The 15,768-nt window shown below is 56.6% G+C and carries 18 protein-coding genes; 5 read left to right on the top strand and 13 right to left on the bottom strand.

Annotated elements, in window-relative coordinates:
* From ACZ9XP_RS14935 to ACZ9XP_RS14905, 7 genes are all read right to left on the bottom strand, one after another.
* The coding region (locus tag ACZ9XP_RS14935; RefSeq protein ID WP_465188694.1) for a nickel/cobalt efflux transporter at positions 1–834 on the bottom strand (834 nt) is incomplete at its 3' end.
* Between the two features lie 12 nt (positions 835–846).
* Entirely contained in the window at positions 847–1,116 is a 270-nt protein-coding gene (locus ACZ9XP_RS14930; protein ID WP_147683135.1) for a metal-sensing transcriptional repressor, read from the bottom strand.
* Between the two features lie 540 nt (positions 1,117–1,656).
* On the bottom strand, positions 1,657–2,457 hold the full coding sequence (locus ACZ9XP_RS14925; protein ID WP_465188693.1) for an alpha/beta fold hydrolase: 801 nt from the start codon (positions 2,455–2,457) through the stop codon (positions 1,657–1,659).
* A 73-nt stretch (positions 2,458–2,530) separates the two neighbouring features.
* Positions 2,531–3,754, bottom strand: a complete 1,224-nt coding sequence (locus ACZ9XP_RS14920; protein WP_465188692.1) for a pyridoxal phosphate-dependent aminotransferase — start codon at positions 3,752–3,754, stop codon at positions 2,531–2,533.
* Complete coding sequence (locus tag ACZ9XP_RS14915; RefSeq protein ID WP_465188691.1) at positions 3,751–4,389, bottom strand: RraA family protein; 639 nt, start codon at positions 4,387–4,389, stop codon at positions 3,751–3,753. The genes ACZ9XP_RS14920 and ACZ9XP_RS14915 overlap by 4 nt, the downstream gene beginning before the upstream one ends.
* Complete coding sequence (locus tag ACZ9XP_RS14910) at positions 4,389–5,051, bottom strand: RraA family protein (RefSeq protein ID WP_465188690.1); 663 nt, start codon at positions 5,049–5,051, stop codon at positions 4,389–4,391. The genes ACZ9XP_RS14915 and ACZ9XP_RS14910 overlap by 1 nt, the downstream gene beginning before the upstream one ends.
* Positions 5,048–5,716, bottom strand: coding sequence for an RraA family protein (locus tag ACZ9XP_RS14905; protein ID WP_465188689.1), 669 nt, complete (start codon positions 5,714–5,716; stop codon positions 5,048–5,050). Before ACZ9XP_RS14905 ends, ACZ9XP_RS14910 begins: the two co-directional genes overlap by 4 nt.
* A gap of 106 nt (positions 5,717–5,822) precedes the next feature.
* On the opposite strand from ACZ9XP_RS14905, the gene ACZ9XP_RS14900 reads away from it, so the two are divergent.
* Positions 5,823–6,728 carry a LysR family transcriptional regulator gene (locus tag ACZ9XP_RS14900; RefSeq protein ID WP_465188688.1) on the top strand — a complete coding sequence of 302 codons (906 nt, stop codon included), beginning with the start codon at positions 5,823–5,825 and terminating at the stop codon, positions 6,726–6,728.
* Here the strand turns inward: ACZ9XP_RS14900 and ACZ9XP_RS14895 are convergent.
* Positions 6,707–7,606: a DMT family transporter gene (locus tag ACZ9XP_RS14895; protein WP_465188687.1), complete on the bottom strand. Its 900-nt coding sequence runs from the start codon at positions 7,604–7,606 to the stop codon at positions 6,707–6,709. The genes ACZ9XP_RS14900 and ACZ9XP_RS14895 overlap by 22 nt on opposite strands.
* A gap of 463 nt (positions 7,607–8,069) precedes the next feature.
* On the opposite strand from ACZ9XP_RS14895, the gene ACZ9XP_RS14890 reads away from it, so the two are divergent.
* Positions 8,070–8,684: a tyrosine-type recombinase/integrase gene (locus ACZ9XP_RS14890; RefSeq protein ID WP_465188686.1), complete on the top strand. Its 615-nt coding sequence runs from the start codon at positions 8,070–8,072 to the stop codon at positions 8,682–8,684.
* A gap of 196 nt (positions 8,685–8,880) precedes the next feature.
* On the opposite strand, the gene rarD is transcribed toward ACZ9XP_RS14890, so the two are convergent.
* The 5 genes from rarD to ACZ9XP_RS14865 form a co-directional block, all read right to left on the bottom strand.
* Positions 8,881–9,819 carry an EamA family transporter RarD gene (gene rarD, locus ACZ9XP_RS14885; protein ID WP_465188685.1) on the bottom strand — a complete coding sequence of 313 codons (939 nt, stop codon included), beginning with the start codon at positions 9,817–9,819 and terminating at the stop codon, positions 8,881–8,883.
* Positions 9,785–10,717 carry a LysR family transcriptional regulator gene (locus ACZ9XP_RS14880; RefSeq protein ID WP_465188684.1) on the bottom strand — a complete coding sequence of 311 codons (933 nt, stop codon included), beginning with the start codon at positions 10,715–10,717 and terminating at the stop codon, positions 9,785–9,787. The genes rarD and ACZ9XP_RS14880 overlap by 35 nt, the downstream gene beginning before the upstream one ends.
* Complete coding sequence (locus ACZ9XP_RS14875; RefSeq protein ID WP_147688939.1) at positions 10,717–11,691, bottom strand: quinone oxidoreductase family protein; 975 nt, start codon at positions 11,689–11,691, stop codon at positions 10,717–10,719. Before ACZ9XP_RS14875 ends, ACZ9XP_RS14880 begins: the two co-directional genes overlap by 1 nt.
* Positions 11,692–11,973: 282 nt before the next feature.
* Positions 11,974–13,236, bottom strand: a complete 1,263-nt coding sequence (locus ACZ9XP_RS14870) for a Y-family DNA polymerase (RefSeq protein ID WP_465188683.1) — start codon at positions 13,234–13,236, stop codon at positions 11,974–11,976.
* Between the two features lie 2 nt (positions 13,237–13,238).
* Positions 13,239–13,664 carry a translesion error-prone DNA polymerase V autoproteolytic subunit gene (locus ACZ9XP_RS14865; RefSeq protein ID WP_147687965.1) on the bottom strand — a complete coding sequence of 142 codons (426 nt, stop codon included), beginning with the start codon at positions 13,662–13,664 and terminating at the stop codon, positions 13,239–13,241.
* Between the two features lie 505 nt (positions 13,665–14,169).
* Here ACZ9XP_RS14865 and ACZ9XP_RS14860 point away from each other — a divergent pair.
* From ACZ9XP_RS14860 to ACZ9XP_RS14850, 3 genes are all read left to right on the top strand, one after another.
* Complete coding sequence (locus ACZ9XP_RS14860; RefSeq protein ID WP_465188682.1) at positions 14,170–14,793, top strand: hypothetical protein; 624 nt, start codon at positions 14,170–14,172, stop codon at positions 14,791–14,793.
* A 144-nt stretch (positions 14,794–14,937) separates the two neighbouring features.
* A complete protein-coding gene (locus ACZ9XP_RS14855; RefSeq protein WP_465188681.1) occupies positions 14,938–15,270 on the top strand; it encodes a hypothetical protein in 333 nt (110 codons plus the stop codon).
* A gap of 308 nt (positions 15,271–15,578) precedes the next feature.
* Positions 15,579–15,749, top strand: coding sequence for a hypothetical protein (locus ACZ9XP_RS14850; RefSeq protein ID WP_465188680.1), 171 nt, complete (start codon positions 15,579–15,581; stop codon positions 15,747–15,749).
* Positions 15,750–15,768: the final 19 nt, after the last annotated feature.

Raw genomic sequence — 15,768 nt, 5'->3', positions numbered from 1 at the left:
CGTTAGGCCAAACATGACAATCTGGCCGGTGGTCACCTCCCGGCCTGCAAAGCGGCGACGGATATCGTTTGCATGGGCTAATTCGTGCGGGTCTTGGTAACCGTCTGCCGATATGCTCAGGCCATCCGAGTCATTAACAGCGTGATCGTGGCCATTCTCTACATATTGCACTTCGTAATCGTGGCTATGCTGCCCATGCCCCAAACTCAGGCGCGCCACGAATTCGTGCGGCTCGGGAATGAGCTGCTCGGATTCCACAAAGCCATCTCGCTGTACAAAAGTAAAAGCCTGCCGTTGCCCATCTGGGCGCAGGGTTTCCACGCGGATATGTTCAGCCGCCCAGACATGGCCGCGCTGGCTTGCGTGATATAAGCGAAAACGAGGCGGCACGCCGTCTTCGAAAACCTGCAGCCTTACCTTACCGTGGCCGGTATCAATAGTCTGGCCTTCATCATGGTCATGGTCGTGATGATGGTCATGGGCGTGCGCGCATTGCTCGTTGCGCCAGGTGCGCCAGATCATCCAGGCGGCTACACCAACAATAATCACGGCAGATGCCAGCTGAAAATAGGCTTCGGTCTTGCCCGGGTCCCAGTTCTGGCCAAAGTACAGGCCAGTCATGGCCACGGCCCACACCACGGCGGTATGCGACAAGGTCGCCGACAGGCCTAGCAAAACCGCCTGCCCCAGCGTTCCGCGGATGGCCACAATGAACGCGGCCATCATGGTCTTGGAATGGCCCGGCTCCAAACCGTGCAACGCCCCCAGCAGGATGGCGCTAGGGACAAACAGCCAGGCATTGCCCTGCTGCAGAAGGGTTGCAAACTCAGTCATGCAGGTAGCGCCTCAGAGGTATTTGGTGATGGCTTTGAATTCGCGCAGGGTATCGTCTGCAGTCTGCGCGCCTTCGCGCACAGCGTGTTCTAGACAGTGCTCGATATGGTCGTGAACCAGCGTCTTTTTGGCATTAGTCACGGCGCTTTCTACGGCTTGTAGCTGCTGGGCGATCTCCAGGCAGCTGCGTCCCTCTTCGAGCATAGTGACGATGCTCCTGAGGTGGCCTTCGGCACGCTTGAGCCGCTTGATAATGTCGGGATGGGAAGTATGTGTGCTCATGGCTCAGCATCCTACCCGGGGGGATATACGCAAGCAAGTAGCGACTGGATTTAATAAAAAGCAGTGGCTAGCACAGAGAGGTGATGGGCTGTTCGAGCAAAAAGAAATACCGGACCAAAAGCAATAGCCATGCACTCTGAATCGCCCCTCTTTTCCTAGACACCTCGCGAGCCTCACACTGTAAATCGCTACAGCTTTGCTAGACACTTTATGGCCGCTCAGCTTGGTTAGCCCCCGTTAAAGCATCAAAACGCCAATGGCCGCATGGGAGCGGGGTTTTCCTCGCCGGTGATGAAAGAACCTATTGAAAGCCTTAATGGCTGAGTGACGGGTAACTGGCACATTGCTGACGGATACTTGTGGGAAGCTGAAAGTCCGCTTTGGCCGACCTCCAGCCATCCTTCCGAGAACTGTGGCAGCTTGTCGGCCAATGCTGACTTTCACTCTCCAGACGGACGATGGCTGCATTCGCTTTGAAAGCAGCCATGAAAGTATCTAGCCAATAGACAGGAACTCACTTCCGTGAAGCGATCAAAACTATCAACTTACAAAGTCGGCGATCTCCCGCCACATGAATTTAGGGTTGGAATACATCGGGAAATGGCCACAATGTGGCACTTCACAAAGTCTCACCCCGTGCTGCTTAAGGTTTGCCAGATAGCTGAGACTGGCGTTCTGCACGCCGTACATGAACATTTTGCGGCATGGCAAGGCCAGGAATTTTTCCATCAGCATGCCGTGGTCCGACAACTCGACCATGGAACTGAAAATACCGCACACTGCCGCAGCGCGCACCTTGTGGCGCAAGCTAGCGGCGTACAGGGCGCTGGCGTAGGCCGGCGCGTGGCGAGTACGTTCGATAAAGTCATCGAAGAATGCCTCTGCATCGGCGTTCGGGTAATCGACAATCTGGCGGCTCAGAAAGCAGTCTTCCGGCGCGATATTGCCTTCGATATCGGTAAAACTGAGTACGCGCTCGCCTAGTTGGTTAGCTAGTAACAGGGCTGTCAGTCCGCCCATCGAGTGACCGACCAGGTGGAAGCGATCCACTTGATAGTGCGCTAGTACCTGTAGTGCAGTCTGTAGCAGCAGGTTTATCGAAACGCTACTCAGATCGGAGCAGCTCGTCTCCCCGCAACCCGGTGCGTCATAAGCGATAAATGAGTGACCATCAAAGGCAGTATGCAAAACGATATCGGCGTAATCCTCCTTCGTCGATCCAAAACCATGCAGGAACAGAATCGGCGCTTTGTCGCCATCTCGGTGGATGGCAGCCACGTCAAGTGCTACGCCATTGATGTCAAAGGCCAGCCGTTGGCTGGCAAACTGTTGGATTGTCATGCTGTGTCCCAATTAGCAGCTGCACTTGCGGCCAACCTTGGGTGAACGGTTGGCCGCAAGCGCGGGGTTGTCGTTAGCGGCTGCCCATCACCGCAGTGCAGAACTCGCCAATCGCCGCACATGCCTGCTGTAGCGCAGCATCATCCAGCGCATAGGCAATGCGGATGTATGGTGCCAGTCCAAAGGCACTGCCTTGCACCACTGCCACACCGGCCTCGTTGAGTAAGGCAAGTGCCACGTCCTCATCACTAGCCAGCAACTTGCCGGCCGGGCTGGTCTTGCCCAACAGTTCTTCGCAGCAGGCAAACACGTAGAATGCGCCGCCAGGCTGAGCGCAGGATAATCCTGGAGTAGCGTTGAGCTGCCGTACCATGCGGTCGCGGCGGGTTTCGAATACCTCGCGTGAGCGGCTAATAAAATCCTGCGGCCCAGTCAACGCTGCTAGTGCCGCCTGCTGCGAGATGGCGCTGGCACCTGAGGTTTGCTGCCCCTGTAACTTTTCCATTGCCTCCAGTAGCCAGTGCGGTCCTGTGGCATAGCCAATGCGCCAGCCGGTCATGGCGTAGGCCTTGGACACACCGTTCATGGTTAGTGTCCGCGTCTGCAACTGTGGTTCGACCTGCGCCAGGGTGAAGAATGATTGATCGTCAAATAGCAGGTGCTCGTAGATATCATCCGACAGTACCAGTACGTGGGGATTCGCCAGTAGCACGTCTGCCAGTGCATGCAGCTCGGCACGGCTGTAGACGGCGCCGGTGGGGTTGGATGGTGAGTTCAGAATCAACCAGCGCGTTTGCGGAGTAATGGCTGCGGCCAACTTTTCTGCTGTGAGCTTGAAACCGCTGTCTTCACCGCAGGGCACCACTATCGGGTGCGCACCGCACAACTGCACGATTTCCGGGTAGCTCACCCAGTAAGGCGCGGGTACGATCACCTCGTCGCCTTCATTTAGCGTGGCCGCCAGTGCATTGAAGATCACCTGCTTGCCGCCGGAGCAGACGATGGTGTCCTGCCACTGCACGTTCAGCCCGTTCTCGCGGCGGAACTTGCTGGCCACAGCCTCACGCAGCGCGCGAGTGCCAGCCACCTGGGTGTAGCGGGTGTGACCACCGTTTATAGCTGCAATCGCAGCATGACGGATGTGTTCCGGCGTATCGAAATCTGGCTCGCCAGCACACAGCGAGATAATCTTGATGCCGGCAGCACGTAGCGCTGCCACACGATCGATCACTTTATAGGTAGCAGAAGGTTTGGCACTGGCCAGATGTTTGTTCAGGTATTGGGTAGTCATCATCATGCCTTCTCGCGCCAGTGTCCCAGACCCATTAGCTCCAGTGTGGTCGCACCCTGGCTCAATTGGCTCATCATTACGCTTTCCTTGTCGGCGCGTGCGTCACCAGCCTCTAGCGTGCGCGCCACGTCGGCAGCTGGCACGATGATCACGCCATCATCGTCGGCTACGACTAGGTCGCCCTCTGCGACGGGCACCCCGCCAAAAATCATCGGTAAGCCAATGGCTGGCGCACTGGTCTTTACCGTGCCGCGTACAGACACGCCTCGGGCAAATACGGGAAAGCGGCGCTTGCTGATAGCAGCAGTATCACGCACGCCACCGTTGATAACCAAGCCGACAATGCCGGCGGCCTCAGCAGCCACGGTCAGTACTTCTCCCCAGTAACCCGCAATGAAATCGCTCGTATCTACTACCAGCACACTGCCACGCGGTGCGCGTTCCAGGGCGAGGTGAATGGATAGATTGTCACCAGGAGAGCAGACCAACGGATAAGCCGGTGCTGCAACGAAGGCGCCAGACCACAGGCTGCGAATCTGCGGATCCACCGCGCAAGGTTGGCCGCAGGCCTCGTACAATGTGGCGGTCCCTAGTGCTGCACAACGTGCGACCAATGTTTGATCGATAATCGAGTGGCTCATCAAGCTTTCCTCTGCAGAGTGTGGTATCCCAAAGCTTCGCGTGCGGCGGCCAGGGTCTTACCTTGTGCCAGCTGATCGCGAATTTCGGCTTCTACTGCTTCGATTTTGTGTGCTAACGCGGCCACCTCAGCCGCTCGGTCACGCGGCACCACCACTACGCCGTTGGCGTCGGCCACCACGATGTCGCGGGCTGCAACGCGGGCGGTACCGATCGATACGGTTCCGCCCACGGCCTCCACCTGCACCCTATCCTTACCGGTACGCATGAAACGACCCTTGGAGAACATCGGATAGCCGTCGCTTAGTACCTTGTTGACGTCGCGGCACACCCCATCGATGACTGTTCCAGCTATTTCCCGCAGGCCGGCATACTGGGTCATGATGTCACCCCACACGGTACAATCGGTGCGACCATCGTTGTCTATCACCACCACATCACCGGCTGCGACATCGTCAATAAAGTCCCCCACCGTGCCGGCAGGTGTGCTGGCCGAAACGTACTTGACGGTAAACGCGGGACCCACCACCACCTGTCGGTAATTATCCAGCGGCATAATGCCCAGGCACTGTCCCGGCAGGCCCAGCTTGTCCATAGCATCGGATACGCCAGCGGTATCCAGCCCGGCGAACAGGGCCACCAGTTCACGATCTATCGTGTTCATTTGCTGCCCTCCTGCTTGATGGCTTCGAATTGCCGGTCGTGCATGACCTCTTCTACTGAGCGACCACTGCGTACAGCGGCAAGCATGCCATCTTGACGGCGTGCAATCCGCTCCGCCAGATCAAGTACCGCCTCAATATGTGCCGCTGGCACAAACACCGTGCCGCAGCGGTCTGCCAGCACATAATCATCTTCATGTACTTGCACTCCGGCCATGGAAACTGGCTGACCAGACGATAGTTGAATCACACGATTGCGCGCACTGATCATGGTGACGCCACGACCATACAGCGGGTAACCGATATCAGCACTACCGTCGATGTCGCGGCTGAGGCCGTCGATTACCGTACCGCGAATGCCCTTCACCTTTGCGGCATTCGCCAGAATGTCACCCCAGCAGGAAATGCCATCCACGCCACCAGCGATCACCAGCACGCGGTCAGTGCTATTGATAGCCGCAATCACCGGCGAGATGAGGTGTACCGTCGGCGCCGCGTCAGTTTTGCGGCCGAGCTGTACGGTACTGGCACGGCCAACCACCTTGGGGCCATCCCACAGTGGACGCAGGCCATAGGTGGCACCGGGTAAGTTGAGGAAGTCGAGCGCGTCGGACAGTGTGTTGCTGTCCTGCTGCTGCAGACGCGCAAGTAAAGAAGGTTGGCTCATCGGACTCTCCTGTTGGGGACTTGTGTACCGCTACTTTCCACCCTACAGTTCGATAGGTAAATTCCGAATTTTGTAACTTTTAAATACGCCAAACCTATCAAAAATCATGATCAACTTTCGCCTCATTCGCCACCTTTGGCTCTTCCTGGCCGTAGCGGAGGAACAACACTTCGGCCGAGCTGCCAAACGCCTGGGCATGTCGCAACCGCCGCTGACCGAGCAGATACAGATCCTGGAGCAGGCATTGAAAGTGAAGCTGTTCGAGCGTTCGCGCCGCGGCGCACAGCTGACGGCAGTGGGACAGGCCATCCTGCCTGCGATGAAAAAATTCGCCGAACAGCTGGAAAGCCTGGAGCTGGCGGTACGAGAAGCGGCCGCCGGGCAAATCGGCACCATCACCATCGGCGCAATCACCTCGGCGATTCTGGACGTGCTGCCGGGCCTGATCGAACAGATCAAGCTGCAGCACCCGGGACTGACTGTGGCGGTAAAGGAAATCGATAGCTACGAGGCGCTGCCAGCGCTGCTCAGCGGTGACATCGATCTGGCATTTGCGCGCCTTGAGGGCGACTTGGGTGAGCACATCAGCGCACTGCCGCTACGAGAAGACAAGTTGGCCGTGGCATTGCCGGCCACGCACCCACTTTGCAGCCAGGCACAGCTGGTGCTGCACGATCTGGCCGGTGAGGATTTCATCATGTTCGCGCGCAAGGTCAGCCCAATCTCGTTCGATCGGCTAACCGCTGCGTGCCATAGCAGCGGCTTTTCACCGCGCATCCTACATGAGGTGCGCTCCGTGACATCCCAGATTGCCTTTGTCGGCTGCAATCAGGGGGTGGCGCTGGTGCCGGCATCGGTGCAGGGTATGGCGCCGGCCAGCGTGGTGATCAGGCCATTGGCAGACGAATTGCACGTGGTCACCACCGCCATGGCCTGGAATGCACAGCGGCACAACCACCTACTTGCGGCGGTTCTTGAAACGGTGAACAGCTATCGTGTCGCAGATGGCTGAGGTGCTGCGGCCAACTTTGGACGCCGACTAGCAAGGAGTACGCCGCCAATGACCAAGACCGTACCAGCCAGCTGTGACAGCGATACGGCCTCATCCAGCAGCCACCAGCCAAAGAAGATGGTCAACGCCGGACCGAGCGTACCAATCAGCACCGCGCGGGCGGCACCAATATGGCGTATTGCCAGTGACTGCCAAAAGATTGGCAGGATGGTAGAAAACAGCGCCATACCTAGGCTGTAGCCGTAGATAGGCGCCGGAAGCAGCAGCTGTTGCCACGGCCGGCTGAGCAGAAAGTGCAGTACGATGGCCGCGGTCGCGACCAGGATGGACAGCAACGAAAATCGCATGGCGCCAAGCCGTTTGATGGCAAGCTCCGAACCCGCGCTGTAAAGGGCATACAGCACCGCGCAGCCAAATACAAAACCAGCACCGAGCACTACGCTGTGCACATCGCTGCTTTGGCTGGCGTCATGCACGAAGGCAATCGCAATCCCGGCATAGGACAGCATTGCGGCCAGTATGATGCTGCGTTCCGCAGGTTTACCCAAGAACAGCACCCCGATCAGGATGGTGAGGGTGGGATAGGTGAACAGGATCAACCGTTCCAGCCCAGCCGAGATGTATTGCAGACCATAGAAATCGAGCATGCTGGAGCCGTAATAGCCTATGCCGCCCAGCAACAGTAGCATGCCGATATCGCGCCACGACAGGCGGGGCATGCCTCGCAAGACAGGCACAACGGCAATCATGACAAATGGCATGCAAAACACCATTCTGAGGGTCAGCAGGGTGACGGCATCCACCGGAGCGGTGGCGTAGGCAAGCTTGACGAAGATGGCCTTAAAGGAAAAACCGAAGGCGGCCAGAAAGGCAAACATGACCCCAAGTTTCTGTGGGGACGAAAGAACCTGTTTCAATTGACTACTCTCTACATGGACCAAGCCGCATGTTCAGGTCTGAATGATTGAATGTGAAATACGTTCTGGATAGCGCTGTGATAGCTAAAGCGGAATCAACAGCTCTGTTTACCTAGGCGCAACGGAATCCCCCGAGTCTACTCGCTAAGGTTATGGCCAGTACGCACCGGATATACGGCCACCTATGGCGACAAAAATGAAGCCTGCTTGGGCGTGATTCAGGTGGCAGCTTCCATGTTGCCCTTAACCGTCAATACTGAATCGCCCCTACTTCAATAGATACATTTGTGGCCGCTTCCAATAGGAAAGCGGCCATTTTTCATCGGGCACTCGGCCGTCTGCTTTGGCCGATCTGTGGCTTCCTCCTCGCTGTACTGAGTTGCCACCAATAATCAGATTCCTTTCCACTGAAAAGGAGTCTGTCATGGGTACCACACCGAAGCGTGAGGCATGGAACAAAGGCAAGCTGATTGGCCAGAAGCCGCCTCTAAAGCCAAAAGACATCTGGGCGATCCGGATCCACCTCCAGAATAAGCACGCGGTACGAGACTTGGCCATGTTCAATTTGGCAATCGACAGCAAATTACGTGGCTGTGACTTAGTCAGCTTACGAGTGCGCGACGTTACGAATGGAAACCGGATTTTGCCCCGTGCGATTGTCGTCCAACGCAAGACACAGCGCCCGGTACAGTTTGAGCTAACAGAGCCGACCAGGTTAGCCGTTGCCGCTTGGCTAGAGAAAGCACATTTGCGCAGTGATCAGTATCTCTTCCCTAGTCGGTTGGAGGACTCTCCACATTTATCGACTCGCCAATATGCGCGGATAGTCCACATGTGGGTCGAAACCGCCGGGCTGGACTCATCAATCTACGGTACTCACTCGTTGCGACGTACCAAAGCAACATTGATCTACAAGAAAACAAAGAACCTGCGAGCGGTGCAAATTTTGCTTGGTCATACCAAGTTAGAAAGTACGGTGCGGTATCTCGGGATCGAAGTCGATGATGCTTTGGAAATTTCCGAGCAGATCGAAATTTAGGTAGTCGTTACGACAACACTTTATCCACCAAAGTGGCGGCCATCTCGGGTCGCCACCGAGCTTTTCGGCCAGAGCAGCCATATTCACGTTTCAATGGATTCGTCTGCTAACAATCTGCAAGCAGTCATTTCACCCACGTCTCGCGTCTCACGGAGATAAGCAGTTTGCGAGCAGCATCACAGGCGGCAGAACAAAACTACTTCCCACGTAAAACATGATGTACCCCCTCGATAACCAGCAATGCCACCGCGCCCCAGATCGGCAGGTATGTCAGCCATTCATTGGCCTGGATGTGCTCACCCAGAGCCAGCGCCACCAACAGCATCAGTACCGGTTCGACGTAGCCCAACAAGCCAAACAATCCCAGCGGTAACAAGCGGCTGGCGGTGATGTAGGCCATGAACGCCGTAGCACTGATCAGCGCCAGTATGATTACCAGCAGATACAGGCTGGGGTGCTGCACAAATGGTTGACTACCGACGTGCTGCCCGAGAACAACCCAGCTGGCAAAGGGCAGCGTCAGCAGTATGTCGAACCAGAGTCCGCCCAGGTGTTCGGTAGACAACCGGCGGCGCAGCATGAAGTACAGCGGGAAACCCAGCGCCACTAGCAGTGCTTCCCATGAGAAGCCGCCAGCCTGATAGAGCGCATGCGCCACACCACAGGCAGCAGACAGACCTGCCAGCTTCTGTAGCCCGGAAAGCCGCTCGCGATAGAACAGCCTACCTACCAGCAGCATGCTCAAGGGCAGCAGGAAGTAGCCCAGAGATACCTGCAGGACGCGACCATTCAGAGGTGCCCACATGAACAGCCATTGTTGCGTGCCCAACAAAGCACTGCTGCATAACAAGCCGAGGAAGAGTGCCGGCCCTCGTCTGAGCCGGGAGAACAGCTGCACCACATGCTTCCACTCTCGGCTGACCAGCATGAACAGGGTGACGCAAGGCAAGGTAAGCAACATGCGCCAGCCAAAGATTTGCACGCCGCTGAGCGGGGACAGCAAGGTGGCGTAGTAATACAGTCCGGCAAACAGACAGGACGACGTCACCGATAAAGCCACGCCACGGTACGGATGGGCGTTATTTCCTAGTTGCAGCATCTCAGTTCTCCCCAATATGCCAGGGGAGTCCGGCACGGAATCGCTCTTCGATCCAGGCTTTGAACGCCAGTGTACTGGCAGCGGCAAACCTGGCCGATGGGCGCACCAGGTAGATACCGCCCTGAGCGTCCAGCTGCCAATCCGGCAGCACCCGTACCAGCTTGCCAGCAGCGATATCGCGGCTCATCAGCCACTCGCCGGCAGCCAGAATGCCGGTTCCTGCACATGTGGCGGCCAGCAGGGCCTCGCTGTCATTGCTGGTCATCGACCCCGATACCAGCACTGTTTGCTGCTGACTCCCATTGGTCAGGTGCCATTCCGGAAACGTGGCAAAGCCGCTGAAACGCAAGCAGTTGTGCTGCGCCAGCGCCTGCGGCTCTATTGGCAGGCCATGAGCGGTGATATATGCCGGAGAAGCGCACAGGATACGGCGGTGGTCGCCAAGCTTTTTGGCGACCAGCCGGCTGTCGTGCAGCTCCCCCATGCGAATGGCCAGATCGAAGCCTTCAGCGATGATGTCTACAAAGCGTTCGCTGTAGTCTGCCACGATGGACACCTGTGGATAGGCTGCCAGAAAAGCTGGCAGCATCGGCGCCAGCCATTGCCGTCCCATGGCGGCCGGCAAGGCGAGCCGCAAGGTGCCACGCACCTCTGCCGCGCCTGCTGATGCTTCCTGCTCCGCCTCGGTAATCAGGTTGATGGCCGTGCGCAGCTTCTGTGTCAGTTGCATGCCGGCATCCGTCAAGCGAACTTGCCGGGTGGTGCGTTCTATCAGCCGGATACCCAGCCGTGCCTCCATGGCCGCCACCCTCTTGGATACCACGGTTGGATGGCGCTGCAGCAGGCGCCCGGCAGCCACGAACGAGCCTTCGGATGCCACGGCAAGCAGGGCCGCGACTTCGTCACTGTGCTGGTTGTCGAATGTGTCGTACATCATGGCTGCAGAATAATGCTGCCGGAGGCCCGCCCGGTTTCGAGATCGGCATGGGCAGTGGCCACATCGGACAAGGCGTAATGTCCCCAGATATGCGGCGTAATCACGCCGCTGCTCACTGCGTTCAGCACGTCTTGAGCTCGTTGCTGGTACTCCGCGACGTTGGCTGTGTGCGCAGCCAGTGATGGTCGAGTAAGGAACAATGAGCCCTTGGCATTCAGCGTTGCCAGCTCTACTGCGGCCGGCACACCGGATGATGCGCCAAACGACACCATCAGCCCACGTGGGCCCAGGCTGTCCAGCGATGCTTCAAACGAGATGCTGCCAATTGGGTCGTACACCACATCTACCATGCGGCCGTGCGTGATGCGGCCAACCTCGCTTGCCAGTGCGGTCGGGTTGAAAACCAGTACCGCATCACAACCCAGCGATTCCGCCTTTTGTACGCTGGCCGCCTTAGACACCACGCCGATCACGAATGCCCCCAGCCGCTTGGCCCACTGCGCCATGATGGCACCCACCCCACCGGCCACGCCGTAGAGCAGGATGGTGACACCCGGACCTACCGGGTAGGTGCTTTTGAGCAGATACTGTGCGGTGATGCCCTTGAATAGAGTGGCCGCGGCATCGTCACATGACAGATCGTCCGGCAGTTTGACCAGCCGCTCGGCCGGATAGCAACGACCGCTGGCATAGGCGCCCAGTGGGCCGGTGGCATAAGCAACCCGGTCGCCTACCTGGATATGGCTCACCCCATCTCCGATGGCCGTCACACGACCAGCGCCCTCCAACCCCAGGCCCGATGGCAGGGGAAGGGTTACTGCTCCAGCGCGCTGCATCACATCCAGGTAGTTCACCCCGATAGCGGTTTGCTCGATCCACGCCTCCCCCGCACCTGGGTGGGCAGGGTCTGTTTCCTGCATGTGCATGACATTGGGGCTGCCATGCTGCTCAAACCGGACAACAGTAACCATCGACATCTCCTTGGGTCTGTGCATGCGAGTCTGCATGCTGATCCAGATTATGGGAATGTAGTCAGTGGTGAGCAATATGGCATCCATGCAGTTGATTGCTGCTCCATTTGCAGCAATTGATCATGGAGATGTCAGCCTGCTGACTTGTGAAGACAGCGGGCGCAGAGGAGAGACTCGGGCCACAAGGCCCCTCCTGGTGTAAGTAATGCCTGCTTTGCGGTTGAGACCAGACGTCTACACAAGAGCCAGCGATCGTCCGCTTCGGCCGACAACCAGCCCCTCCTACACCACCGGCAACTCCCCCCAACAGGTCGTCCATCGTGGCGACCTTTTTTCTTGCCGCATCGCCCAGCCACTGTGCAGCTTCTCGCTGGCCAGGCGTAGCGTGCCGCGGCCGTATTCGCGGTTGATGTGGTCCATTACCGCCATCACCCGGCCCCGGCACGGGTCGGGCGTGGGGGCGAACAGGTCGGGCTGCACACGGTCGGCGTGATTGATTTCCAGCAGCACCACCCCGGCTTTCTTGTAGCTGTAGCCCGGGCGGTAGACGCGGCGCAGGCCGGCCAGCGCCGCGGCGGTGATGGTGGCGCTGTCGGATGAGGGGTGGATCAGCGGGTAGACCTCCCAGCCGGCGTACTGGGCATCTTGCTGGCGGAAGCGGTTGGTGCGGATGCTGACCGCCACCAGCCGGGCGTGGCTGTGCTGGCGGCGCAGCTTTTCGGCTGCGCGGCAGGCGTGGTGGCTGATGGCGCTGGCCAGGGTGTCGAAGTCGTGCACCAACTCGGCAAAGCTGCGGCTGGCGATGATCTGCTGCTTGGCCGGAGCCACGTCTTCCAGCGCCAGGCAGCTGACGCCGTTGAGCTCGGCCACGGTGCGCTCCACCACCACGTTGAACTGGCGCTTGATGTCGCGCGGGTCGGCGTGCTTCAGGTCCAGCGCGCTGTGGATACCCATGGCGGCCAACCTTTCCGCGATGCGGCGCCCTATTCCCCACACCTCGCCCACCGGTATGCGTGCCATCAGCTTGTCTTGCCATTCCGGTGTCAGCCAGTGCCAGGCAAACACGCCCTGCGCCCGCGGGTAGACCTTGCCCACGTGGTTGGCCAGCTTGGCCAGCGTCTTGCTGGGGCCGATACCGACACAGGTGGGGATGCCCACCCGTTGCAGCACGTCGGCGCGCAGCCGCGTGGCGTGCTCGCGCAGGCCGGGCATGCCGTCCAGCGTGATGAAGGATTCGTCCACGCTGTACACCTCCTGGTCGATGCCCCAGCGGCCGATCACCTGCATCATGCGCTGGCTCATGTCGCCGTACAGCGCGTAGTTGGAGCTGAACACCGCTACGTCGTGCATCTGGCACAGGTGGCGGATTTCGAAGAACGGCACAAAGCCCTTGATGCCCAGCGCCTTGGCCTCGGCGCTGCGCGCCACCACGCAGCCATCGTTGTTGCTGAGCACCACGATGGGCTTGCCGATCAGGTCGGGGCGGAACACGCGCTCGCAGCTGGCGTAGAAGCTGTTGCCGTCCACCAGGGCAAACAGCGGCATGGCTAGCAGAACTGCTTGATGCAGGACTTAATCACGCCCCAGATCTGCAGCTCTTGGCCGTCGTGCAGCTCGATGGGCTGGTAATGGGGGTTTTCCGGGATCAGCGCCACGCGGGTACCGCGCCGGTACAGGCGCTTGACGGTGAACTCCCCGTCCACAATGGCCAGCACGATCATGCCGTGCGCCGGGGTGATGCTGCGGTCCACGATCAGGATGTCGCCGGTACCGATACCTGCCCCGCTCATGCTGTCGCCGCGCACCCGCACCATGAAGGTGGCGGCCGGGTCGGATACCAGTAGCTCCACCAGGTCGAGCTTGGCTTCCAGATAGTCGTCGGCCGGCGACGGGAAACCGGCGGGCACACGGCTACAGAACAGGGGCAGCAACAGCTGCGGCCGGCTGGCGGCCTGGTACGGGATGGGGATCATGGCGGCACTCCTTGCTGAGGATTTGATTATGTACAAATTCAAATCGATAGCCAAGGGGTGAAGGTGGGGGTATCGAAGGGAAAATTTTCTAGATACCAATCACCACCTTAATGACATAAGACTTGCTCATCGTCATAATGCGTTAAGCCTTTAAGCGACAGACTACCTATTATGACGGCCATCGAAATAGCACGTACCTACGTCCACAGCAACGTCCAGAAACCTGCTATGCAGCACCCAGACCGGCCCGGAAAAATCAAGAACAAAGTCAAAAGCTCTGATGTATGGCTTGATCATTCAGAGCGTGTAGACAAAGAACCATTAATCCACACCGCTATGAAATGCACGACAATTTTCAGCGTAAAGACAATCTCGCTATGGAGCGTGCTCTAAACAACCATCTGCCCAAGACTATATTAACAAATTTCACTCGCTCTGAAAGTTTCGCCCCACGAAATGACTAACCATTTCACAATCGCAAAACAACCATTCATCACTATAAATTATGGAAAAAATTCTTGCATTATCAATTTTAATAGCATGCTTCGCGTGGATTTACTTTGGCTCCAGAAATTCGAAATCCAAAGCCATTTCAAAGCTAGATCAATCCTGGGAAAGACTTTCCTCCGCAATTTCCCACGAAGACTGGAGAATGGCTGAGTGCATATTCACAAATGAAATAAAAAATCACTGCCAAAACACAGAAATACTAAACGATTCGCTAAAACTAAAAGATACAGCTGAGATGTTTCGCGCTTTAACATACACGAGACTTTTTATTTTAATTCACATGATCAATCAGATGCCAGACGAGGTCTTGACGTCCCACGAAGGGGAATACTTTATTGAGATCAGCTCAATAGAAAGTCACTTCGGTTCAATCTGGCAAAATTTCGACACTTGCGCAAAATCAGACTTGCTTAGTAGCAAAATTAACTTAGCATTTCTTATTGTGCAAGAAATTTTTGACTACATCACGCAAGGAAATATATTCATGGCAAGAAGAGTTCTCAGATATTGCATCTGCGATAAAATCACAGAAGAAAATGCAGAAAACCGTGAAAAAGCTGGCGAGTTTTTATCGCAAATACTATCCAACCAAAAGTTTGTTGGATTGCTAAGCAACTGAAAAACCATTAGTCACAACAGCTTTTAACAAAAAGAATGTTTAGCTCTCAAGTCATCTTGACAGCCCCACGCCTTAACGCGATTAATTTTAATTACTTTTCAAGCAAGACCAGCAATCTTCAATAAAGAGCCACAGGAGGCCATCATGAAGAAATTATTCGCAATGATAATTGTGGCAATTGCAGCAGTGCCGTGCCTTGCAATGGAGAGGGAAGTAATTTGCGCAAAATACCGTACAACCAATGGGTGGTCTAAGGGATACAGAGTTGAAGCCACAATTGCAAAAGGATCAGAATTAAATCAGGCCACAAAAACATTCAACTACAGCGGCCTTTCAACTTATGTGGTAATTTTTTGGAATAAGGACGAGGCAAGCATCATCGAGATGGACCTACCCTGGCTTTCTCCAATCGCTCAAGAAGGAAAGGATTTGCGAGGCGTAAAATGGGAAATCGCAAAGACAAGTATTTGCTTCTAAACTGAGTGCAAGCAATCCTAACTATAAAATCTGAAAAGCCTAATCGCCACATATGGCACATCAACCAAGGCAGTAGATAATTATTGGACTCTTGAAAATCCCATCATGCCAATTTAATTAATTACATATTTTTAAATTGCCGGAGGATTCATGCTTCGCATCAGCCGCATATATGCGCCCAGCCCGCCTTCGCCCCAACAAAACCAAGGCTCTGGTATCTTGACGGTGTGACGGGCAAGTTGCGCCCGCCGTACTTCTACCCTACCCCGCACGGTTCGCCCTGCGGGGTTTTGCTTTTGGAGCGTGCCATGTTCAAGTTCACCCCCATCGAGCAGCCCATGGTGTTCAATATCATGCCGATCAGCGTTAACCCGGACGGCTCGATGTCTGCCACGGTCAGTGGTGGCTTTATCGCCATAGGCAACAGCACACAGGTTGGCCGCAGAGCAGATTTAGCCAGCAACGAATCAGAAGACTGACCATGCTTCAGCTCTTTCA

This window comes from Vogesella perlucida (assembly GCF_979366545.1).
Note: the sequence above shows the minus strand (reverse complement) of the source record. Positions and strands in the feature narration are given on the sequence as shown.

Bases quoted from the DNA above. Each gene is read 5' to 3' on its own strand.
- ACZ9XP_RS14930 (WP_147683135.1), bottom strand. From the start codon at position 1,116: ATGAGCACACATACTTCCCATCCCGACATTATCAAGCGGCTCAAGCGT.
- ACZ9XP_RS14925 (WP_465188693.1), bottom strand. From the start codon at position 2,457: ATGACAATCCAACAGTTTGCCAGCCAACGGCTGGCCTTTGACATCAAT.
- ACZ9XP_RS14920 (WP_465188692.1), bottom strand. From the start codon at position 3,754: ATGATGATGACTACCCAATACCTGAACAAACATCTGGCCAGTGCCAAA.
- ACZ9XP_RS14915 (WP_465188691.1), bottom strand. From the start codon at position 4,389: ATGAGCCACTCGATTATCGATCAAACATTGGTCGCACGTTGTGCAGCA.
- ACZ9XP_RS14910 (WP_465188690.1), bottom strand. From the start codon at position 5,051: ATGAACACGATAGATCGTGAACTGGTGGCCCTGTTCGCCGGGCTGGAT.
- ACZ9XP_RS14905 (WP_465188689.1), bottom strand. From the start codon at position 5,716: ATGAGCCAACCTTCTTTACTTGCGCGTCTGCAGCAGCAGGACAGCAAC.
- ACZ9XP_RS14900 (WP_465188688.1), top strand. From the start codon at position 5,823: ATGATCAACTTTCGCCTCATTCGCCACCTTTGGCTCTTCCTGGCCGTA.
- ACZ9XP_RS14895 (WP_465188687.1), bottom strand. From the start codon at position 7,606: ATGTTTGCCTTTCTGGCCGCCTTCGGTTTTTCCTTTAAGGCCATCTTC.
- ACZ9XP_RS14890 (WP_465188686.1), top strand. From the start codon at position 8,070: ATGGGTACCACACCGAAGCGTGAGGCATGGAACAAAGGCAAGCTGATT.
- ACZ9XP_RS14880 (WP_465188684.1), bottom strand. From the start codon at position 10,717: ATGTACGACACATTCGACAACCAGCACAGTGACGAAGTCGCGGCCCTG.
- ACZ9XP_RS14875 (WP_147688939.1), bottom strand. From the start codon at position 11,691: ATGGTTACTGTTGTCCGGTTTGAGCAGCATGGCAGCCCCAATGTCATG.
- ACZ9XP_RS14870 (WP_465188683.1), bottom strand. From the start codon at position 13,236: ATGCCGCTGTTTGCCCTGGTGGACGGCAACAGCTTCTACGCCAGCTGC.
- ACZ9XP_RS14865 (WP_147687965.1), bottom strand. From the start codon at position 13,664: ATGATCCCCATCCCGTACCAGGCCGCCAGCCGGCCGCAGCTGTTGCTG.
- ACZ9XP_RS14860 (WP_465188682.1), top strand. From the start codon at position 14,170: ATGGAAAAAATTCTTGCATTATCAATTTTAATAGCATGCTTCGCGTGG.
- ACZ9XP_RS14855 (WP_465188681.1), top strand. From the start codon at position 14,938: ATGAAGAAATTATTCGCAATGATAATTGTGGCAATTGCAGCAGTGCCG.
- ACZ9XP_RS14850 (WP_465188680.1), top strand. From the start codon at position 15,579: ATGTTCAAGTTCACCCCCATCGAGCAGCCCATGGTGTTCAATATCATG.